The following is an 8,579-nucleotide window of genomic DNA, read 5'->3' as shown; positions in this document are numbered from 1 at the left end:
CGTGTGGCAGTCTGCTGTAGCTTCAGCACAGATAGCCTTGTGGCCAAAGCCCGCCCTATTAGTGTGCCGCCGCCAGCACATCGGGAGAGTTATGCGCGGGCGAATTCACGAGGGTGCTGACGGGGTATTCCCGCATCAGCTCGGTGGCATACGGGCGGAGCAGGCGCTGGTGGTCGTCTGCCGATACGCCGTCGTCGAGCCAGGCCAGTTCCGCTTCCCGGTGCGGCAGAATTACGGGCATGCGGTTGTGAAGGCGGGCCATCAGGTCGTTGGGCTCCGTGGTGATAATGGTGAAGGTGGGCAGCACTTCGCCCGTTTCGCGGTCCGCCCATTCGTCCCAGAGGCCGGCGAAGGCGAAGGGCTGCTCGTCGCGAAGCAGAATACGGTGGGGCACCTTGGCTTTTTTGCCCTTGGCCCCGGCCGGCGGCGCTACCTGCTGCCATTCATAAAAGCTATCGGCCAGCACCAGGCAGCGCTTCCGCTGGAGCAGCTGCCGAAACGACGGCTTCTCGGCCAGCGTTTCGGCGCGGGCATTAATGGGTTTGAGGGCCGTTTTGATGTCTTTTACCCACCCCGGCACCAAGCCCCACTGCACCAGCTGAATCTGGCCGGGGGCACTGTTAGTAATGACAGGCAGCTGCTGTGAAGGTGCCGCATTAAAGTTAGGAGGCATTTCTTCGGTGAAGCGAGCATCAAAGCGCTTTTCAATAGCAGAGGCTGGCGAGATAAAAGTATAGCGGCCGCACATAAGCTGGCAAGTGAGAGATGAGCCGGGCACCGAGACAGCCGGAAATGGTTTGTTTAATGGCTGCGCACATGACCCGCCCGTTGCGAAAGTGGATCAACCAAAGCCGTACGGGCCGTGCGCAAGTCTAAGCGCGCTTTCCGGCTTTACTTAGGCTTGCGCACGGCCTCTTTATCTGCCAACTTATAGTCATTCATCAGCTTGAGTAGCACGCCGTTGGTCCAACCGAAGCCATCCTGTAAGGGATATTCTCCCCCACCAGCCTCCAGAGTCGTGTTCACTACGTTATACTTCTCCAGCAGCTTACCTGTTTGCCGAAACACATTACTGTTAAGCGCTACCCAACGACTAGCAACGGTACCAGCCAGCTCCCTTTGGCGGTAGTTTTCCAGCCCCCGAATAGCCATGTATTGCAGGGGTGCCCAGGCATTAGGCGCGTCCCACTGCTGGCCACTGGCATTGAGGGTAGTGAGTAGTCCGCCCGGCTTCAGGAAATCTTTTTGTAGCCCTGCTGCGACCTGCCGGGCCTGCTTGGGTGTTGCCAAGTTAAACGTCAGGGGGTAAACCCCAGCCAGGGTACGTATGGCCGAGCGCTGCCCTAGCACCCAGTTGTAATCCATAAACCAGCCGGCTTTTTTATCCCAGCAATACGCCTGAATAGCTTTTTTACGCCCGGCGGCTTTCTGCTGATAGCGGCGCGCCTCCTCCGTGTTGCCTTGCAGCTCGTAGGTGCGAGCCAGGGTTTTTTCCAGGTTATACAGCAGACAATTTAAGTCGACTGGCACCAGGTTAATGGTTTGGATAGAAGCCAGCTGCCCCGATTCGTCGAACCAGCGCGTGCTGAAATCCCAGCCGGACGCGGCCGCGGCGCGCACGTTGCGGTAGAATACGGCCGCCGGTTGTTTGCTCTCGCGGGCGGCCGTCACATCCTCCGCGTACGATTCCTCGCGGGGTTGGTCGCTGGCATCCCAGTAGCGGTTGAGCACCTGGCCGGAGGGCATTTTCACCACCGTACGGTTAGCTTGCCCCACGGCAAGCGAATCAGCCCCAGCCATCCAGTACGCGTACTCGCGCAGCAGCGGCGCCTGGTAGCGCACCATTGTAGTATCGCCCTGGCTCTGCGCCAGCAACCCCACCATGAGCGAAAAAAACGGTGGTTGGGAGCGGGTAAGGTAGTACGTCCGGTTGCCATTGGGCACGAATCCATACTTCCCGATCAGGTAGGTAAAGTTATTAAGAATATGCCGGATGAGGGTAGTTTGGCCGCTTTCCTGCAAGCCCAGCATCGTAAAGTAAGAATCCCAGTAATATACTTCCCTAAAACGCCCCCCAGGTACGATGTACGGATGAGGCAAAGGTACCAAAGACGAAAATTGCCCCCCAGTATCAGCCGGACGGGCCAGCACCGACCACAGGGTATCGATGTGGGCCCGCAGCCCGGCGGCTACATTGCTCCGGTACAGCGTGGTAGCAGCCGTGGGGGGCAAAAAGTACGTGTCGGCAAACGCTTTGAGCTGAAAGCCGGCCTTGTTCTTCTGCTGCGCATACGCCTGCATGATGGCCTCGGGCGACTCCTTGGGCAGCGCGTCCACGAAGGTTTTGTTGTCGGCGTATACTCGACCTAGCTGAACCTCCTCAAATAAGCCCGGATATAGTTGTCGGGGCGAGAGTTGTTGGGCGTGGACGCTGACAAACAGCGGAAACAGCAGAAGCAAAAGCAACCGTTTTTTCATAAGTAATGGGTCTGATGCAGTAGGTGCTTAAAAGGTACGCAAGCATTCCCATTTCCGCCGATTCAGGGGCGTATTCTCTTTGTCGGGTCCCAGAGCGGGGACCTTGCCCAGCACACCCTTAGTTTAACGTTTACACAAGAAAAGCCCCCCGGACCAATAGCTGGGGGGCTTTTCTTGTGTAGCAGCTACAGCTATGAGTGCGGGCGAGTGAGCGAGAAGCTACCAACGGCTGAATAGCCTCGCTCAGGTTTTGAGAGTTACCCGCTGGAAATATGCGTCACCGGTTCAGCTATGCGCAGCTTGCGCTACTTCGTAAACAAGCGCAGTACCGCGCGGCCCGAATCGCGGATTCGGCCCTGCTGATTGCTTAATGACTCCAGTCCAGGAGAAGCAGAGCCGGAGGGCAGAATACCACTTGGTAGATAATGGGCATCGCTGGAAAACGAAGCCGGCACTAATTGTAGCGCCAGTTCGGTGTAGGCCGAATTAGCCTCCATGTGCAGCTCGGTCTGGGCCGCCACCAAGTAAGGTTCGGCCAAATGCTCATTCAAAATCATTGTGGCATTCTCTTCCAGCGCATACAGCGCCTGATAGCTGGTCGTCTCAGACTTGGCATACTCCACGACGCGCACGAAATAAGCGCGGTTTGGGTCCAGATCTTTAACCCTCACCGTATCTGCTTCGCCATCAGCTACTACGAAGCTGCCGCCAGCCAATGGCTCCCCTTTGCCGAAGCGCGGGTTGGCTACATAGTCGGCGCCATCAAGGGGAAAGTCATCGACGGGGCTATCCGCTTTCATAAGTACCAGGCGGCGGTTGCCGGTACCATTGGCCCACTTCAGCAGGGTGCTCGTTTTATTCAAAGAAGTACCCGTAAGCTGGGCCGCATTCTGGTCAGGACCAACCAGGTTATGAGCCGGCCAAGCGGCCGCGCCCCGAACGCAGGCCCAGCCCAGGCGGTCAAGCTCTTGCCAGAAGGCGGCATCGTCGCGCCGGGTATTCAGCAGGATAGTCCAGGTGTAGCCTTTTTCCGCCCGCACCAGATAGGTGGCCGTGCCATCGAGGCAGCCGCTGTGCCAGCGGTTACCGGCGGGGTTTACCTGCCAGCCTTTCGCGTACCGCGCATTTACGGCGGAGGGCTCTACCATCGTGGCGATAGTGGCGGCGCTCAGCAATCCTGGTTTTTCTGACGAGCCATCTACGGCCATGAGCAGGCGCGTGAGGTCGCGGGCGGTGAATATCCAGCCGCCGTGGGCGCTCATGGCTTCCACGTTGCAGCCGCCGTAAGCAGCAGGCACTACTTCGCCGGTGCCATAGCAGGACGACTGTTGGAAATGGCTGTCGTACTCAGCTTCGCGTTCCTGCTTATCCACCAATAAGTTGCGCCCGAGGTGAGCTTCACGCACGCCGCTGGGCCGCAACAGGTGGTCGCGCACCCATACCTCGTACGGCTGCAGGGTTACGGCTTCTATTATCTTGCCCAACACCAGATAGCCTATGTTAGAATACGCGTAGCGCGCTCCGGGCCGGAAGTTCAGGCCTTTGCTCAACATAAAGCGCACTAGGGTGGAGTCGCCCACGGGGTTGGGTACGTTCATCGCCTGAGCCACATGCTCTGGGAAATCGATGGGGTCGCAGCTGGCAAAACCGTCGCAGCTTTTCTCCCGGTCCCAGCCGGCGCTGTGTTCCAGTAGTTGCTGCACCGTGATATCATAAACGCGGCGGTCGTCGATAACCTCCGTGTAGTAAGCGTCCGACAGGTAGCCCTCCGGCCCAAAGGCTTTGTGGGCGAGCTCGAGGCGGCCTTCCTCCACCAGCTTCATAATGGCCATAGCCGTGATGGGCTTCGACAAGCTGGCCACTCGCATCAGGTGGTGGGGCTGCAACGGCGTGGTGCGGGCCTGATCGGCGTAGCCGAAAGCGCGGGCGTACACTAGCTTATCGCCCCGGCTAAGCGCTACCGACGCGCCCAGCACGTCCCAGCGCTGCACAAACTGCTGAATGGCGGCGTCAAAGTGGGCGAGTTCTGACACTGGCACGCCCGTTTGGGCACCAGCCCGCAAGGAAAGCAGCAATAAAACGAGCGTGTATAGTTTTTTCAAAAACGGGGATAAAAAAGGATAGCCAGTATGCTCGTGTCTGCTCTGGGGCAGCGCCTACTGTTACGCCATTTTTATTCCACAATTCCAAGATTATACGATTAATAATATCATTTTTTATATAAACTTTTTGTGCCTACAGCTTGTCTACTTATCTGAAAACGTAATAGAGTATAGTTAAATAAAGAAAATATCCTAAATAGCGCAATTATATTATTCTATGTTAGACGCAGACTTTCAGAAACCGTAGCAGCTAGATGTTACCTCCCGGCAACCAAACGCCGCCATTTGGCGCGACTAAAGGAGACGAAAAAGCCCCCCAGCCTCTTTGCTCCGCGCCTCATCTGCTTTGGTTATTAATGACATGCGACAGAAGCGAGGCTAGGGGGCTTTTTCCTAACTGTTTATTCCGTAACCGGCGCGGGCTGGGCCTGCCAGGAAGGGATTCCGCCGCTCACTAGGCGTGGCCAGCCGTCGTGATATTCCAGCCGGTCGAGGAGCATGACGCGGCGGGAGTAGCCCTGGTCGGCGTCGATGGCGTCGAAGGTAGGCTGCTGGGGGTCGATGGCGTGGTAGGCCAGCCAGTCGTGGCCGGCAGCATCGGTCACGACGGAGTTGTGGCCGGGGGCGTGCCAGTGCTCGTTGCCTTCCAGCAGCATCCGGTTGGGGTCGCCGGTAGCCTGGGGCAGGGTTTCGAAGGGGCCGGTGGCGCTACGCGAGCGGGCGACCAATAGGCCGTAGTGCGCATCGGGGCCGCAGCAGTTGTTGCCGGAGTAAAACAGGTAGTACCAGCCGTCGCGCAGCACTACCCACGCCCCTTCAATCAGGCGCTGATAGTTGGTGGGGGCCTCGTCTGGCACGGGCTGTATCAGGTCGTGGGCCTCGCTGTGGGGGGCAAAAGAGATGCGGTCGGGAGCCAGCTCGCGCACTTTTATCGGCCCGAAGCCCGAGCCCCAGTACAGCAGGCGCTGGCCGGTGGCCGGGTCGTCGAAGCTCATAGGGTCGATGTTGATAAAGCTTTCCCCGCAGAGCAACGGCTGGCCGATGTCCACAAACGGGCCAGCAGGCGCGTCGGCCACCGCTACGGCCAGGCACAACCCCTCGGTAGCGCCGTTCGGCAGAGCCGAGAAGTAGAGGTAATACCGGCCGTCGTGCTCACTGACGTGAGGTGCCCAGAGTTTCTGGGTAGTATCAGCCCAGGTGGGCTTCTGGGGCAGCGCGTCGCCTAGCAGCTCCCAATCCGTCAGGTTGTGGGAGCGGGCCACCTGAATATTGATAATCAGCTGGCTGCGCCACTTGGTTTGGGTACTGTAGGCGTAGTAGTAACCGTCGGCAGCACGGATGATGGTGGGGTCGGGAAAGTCTTCGTTGAGAATGGGATTGATATACGTGCTGGGGGGCTTTTTTGCGGACATACAGGCAGTGCTTAGGTAAAAAGCTTGTGCATCAGCGCTGTAGCTGAGCAGCTGGGCTTACGTTAAGTACGCTGGAAACGCGACCGTAGCTATAGTTTTGGATTGATGGTTAATCACTAGTAAATGAGAATGCCAGGTATGACCGCCCAGGTGTCTTTTGGAATTACTCATTTGGTTTGCAACCACAATTCTGTTCCGCCTCTCTTTGCTTCTCAATCGTACAGCAATACCTGACCTCGCTTCCGCATCATGACCAAAACCGTTTTTATCGCCGCCGCCGAGCCCTACAGCGGCAAGTCGCTCGTGTCGCTGGGCCTGATCAATATGCTGCTGCGCAAAACGCCCAAAGTCGGCTACTTCAAGCCCATCATCAACTTTGAGCCCGCCGAGAAGAAAGACGCCCACATCGAAACCATCATCAGCCATTTTGGGCTGCCCATCACCTACGATGGGGCCTACGCCTACACCCGCGCGGCCGCCATGCGCCTCGTGGAGGGCGACACCCAGGGCGATATTATCGACACCATCATCCACAAATTCAAGGCCCTGGAAGAGCAGTACGACTTTCTGGTGGTGGAAGGCAGCGACTTCCTGGGGGCGGGAACGGCCTTTGAGTTCGACGCCAATATTTCCATCGCCAAAAACCTGGGCGCGCCGGCTATTCTGGTGATTTCGGGCGAGGGTAAAACCACCGATCAGGCCGTAAACGCGGCCCTGACGGTGCTGCGCAACTTTGAGGCGCGGGAAGTGCCCGTGCTGGCCGTACTGGTCAATAAAATGCCCCCCAGTCAGGCCGATGAGGTCCGCCAGCTGCTTGGGGGGCAATTACCGGCGGGCATCGTCCTGGCCGTTATTCCCGAAAACCAAAGTCTGCGCAGCCCCAGCATGAAGGAAATTCAGGAGCAGTTGGGGGGCAAATGTTTACTCGGCGAGCATCTACTGAGCAATCAGGTCGACAATTTCATCACCGGAGCCATGCAGGTGCCCAACTTTCTGCGCCGCATCAAGGAAAACGTACTCATCGTAACCCCCGGCGACCGCGCCGACATTATTCTGGGCGCTTTGCAGGCTAATGCTTCCGCCAACTTCCCCAAAGTGGCCGGCATCGTGCTCACCGGCGACATCGTCCCCGACGAGTATGTGGTGCGGCTGATGGAAGGCCTCGAAATGGTGATACCTATTCTATCCGTCGCGACGGGCACCTTCCTAACTACCACCCAGATAGGCGCTATCCAGTCGCGTATTTCGCCCGATAACCCGAAGAAGATAGAGCTAGCTATTCGCACTTTCGAGCAGTATATGGACGTGGCCGCCCTAGAAGAGAAGCTGGTTACGTTCAAAGCGGAAGGCATGACGCCCCACATGTTTCAGTACAAGCTCATGCAGTGGGCCAAAAGTCGGCGGCGCCACATCGTGCTACCCGAAGGTAACGACGACCGGATTTTGCGCGCCGCCGCCCGCCTCCAGCAGCTGGATGTCGTGGACCTCACTATTCTCGGCGACCCTACCGCCATCACAGCCGCCGTCAACCGCCTGGGCCTGAGCCTCGACCTGAGCCGCATTCAGTTGCTTGATCCCGCCCGCGCGCCCCGCTTCGCCGAGTACGCCGAAACGCTCTACGAACTGCGCAAAGCCAAAAACGTGAACCTCGACATGGCCCGCGACATGATGACGGACGTATCCTACTTCGGCACCATGATGGTATACCAGGGCCACGCCGACGGCATGGTATCGGGGGCCGTACACACTACTCAACACACCATTCGGCCGGCCTTGCAGTTTATCAAAACCAAGCCGGGCGTGTCGGTGGTGTCGTCGGTGTTCTTTATGTGCCTGCCCGACCGCGTGGCCGTGTTCGGCGACTGCGCCGTGAACCCCAACCCCACCGCCGAGCAGCTGGCCGAAATTGCCATTTCCTCGGCCGAGAGCAGCCTGCGCTTCGGCATTGAGCCCCGCGTGGCCATGCTGTCCTACTCCTCGGGCACCTCCGGCGAAGGCGCGGAAGTAGAGAAAGTGCGCCGCGCCACCCAGCTCGTGCACCAGCTCCGCCCCGACCTGCAAGTGGAAGGCCCCATCCAGTACGACGCCGCCGTCGACCCCATTGTAGGCCGCCAGAAGCTGCCCGACTCCACGGTAGCCGGCCAGGCCAGCGTGCTCATCTTCCCCGATTTGAATACGGGCAACAACACCTATAAAGCCGTGCAGCGCGAAACCGGGGCGTTGGCTATTGGACCAGTATTGCAGGGGCTGAATAAGCCGGTAAATGATTTAAGCCGGGGCTGCACCGTGGAGGATGTGGTGAATACGGTCATTATCACCGCTATTCAGGCGCAGGGGTAGCAGGTTGTTAACTTCGTGAAGGCAGGAAATAGATGTTCGGCTTCGTTAACTTGCTGGTGCCCAATAAAGGTATTGAGTTGAGGCTTTGTCCATCAACTCTGCCTTTACAAAGCTGATGTTAGCAAACGTTTTATTTGCAAGCATTTTTGAACTGCCTTCCGTATTCGTTCACGTAGACTACACTTCGCATAGCCCCAATTTCTAACTCCATATTGGGATTCGCCTTCTGATGTTTTGATAAAATTTC

At 57.9% G+C, this 8,579-nt stretch carries 5 protein-coding genes; 1 reads left to right on the top strand and 4 read right to left on the bottom strand.

Annotated features, from left to right (window positions below; translation table 11 throughout):
- Positions 1–58 precede the first annotated feature (58 nt).
- From B9A24_RS09590 to B9A24_RS09575, 4 genes are all read right to left on the bottom strand, one after another.
- Positions 59–748: an SOS response-associated peptidase gene (locus B9A24_RS09590; protein ID WP_084445022.1), complete on the bottom strand. Its 690-nt coding sequence runs from the start codon at positions 746–748 to the stop codon at positions 59–61.
- A gap of 143 nt (positions 749–891) precedes the next feature.
- On the bottom strand, positions 892–2,478 hold the full coding sequence (gene treF / locus B9A24_RS09585) for an alpha,alpha-trehalase TreF (RefSeq protein WP_084445020.1): 1,587 nt from the start codon (positions 2,476–2,478) through the stop codon (positions 892–894).
- Positions 2,479–2,783: 305 nt separating this feature from the next.
- Positions 2,784–4,580 carry a serine hydrolase domain-containing protein gene (locus B9A24_RS09580; protein WP_159452010.1) on the bottom strand — a complete coding sequence of 599 codons (1,797 nt, stop codon included), beginning with the start codon at positions 4,578–4,580 and terminating at the stop codon, positions 2,784–2,786.
- A gap of 401 nt (positions 4,581–4,981) precedes the next feature.
- On the bottom strand, positions 4,982–5,992 hold the full coding sequence (locus tag B9A24_RS09575) for a glycoside hydrolase family 43 protein (protein WP_084445016.1): 1,011 nt from the start codon (positions 5,990–5,992) through the stop codon (positions 4,982–4,984).
- Between the two features lie 249 nt (positions 5,993–6,241).
- Here B9A24_RS09575 and pta point away from each other — a divergent pair, with 249 nt between their 5' ends.
- The gene (gene pta, locus B9A24_RS09570) at positions 6,242–8,332 is read left to right on the top strand and encodes a phosphate acetyltransferase (protein WP_084445014.1); all 2,091 of its coding nucleotides are present in this window, start codon (positions 6,242–6,244) and stop codon (positions 8,330–8,332) included.
- Positions 8,333–8,579: the final 247 nt, after the last annotated feature.

It is taken from the genome of Hymenobacter roseosalivarius DSM 11622 (assembly GCF_900176135.1).
GTDB lineage: Bacteria > Bacteroidota > Bacteroidia > Cytophagales > Hymenobacteraceae > Hymenobacter > Hymenobacter roseosalivarius.
Note: the sequence above shows the minus strand (reverse complement) of the source record. Positions and strands in the feature narration are given on the sequence as shown.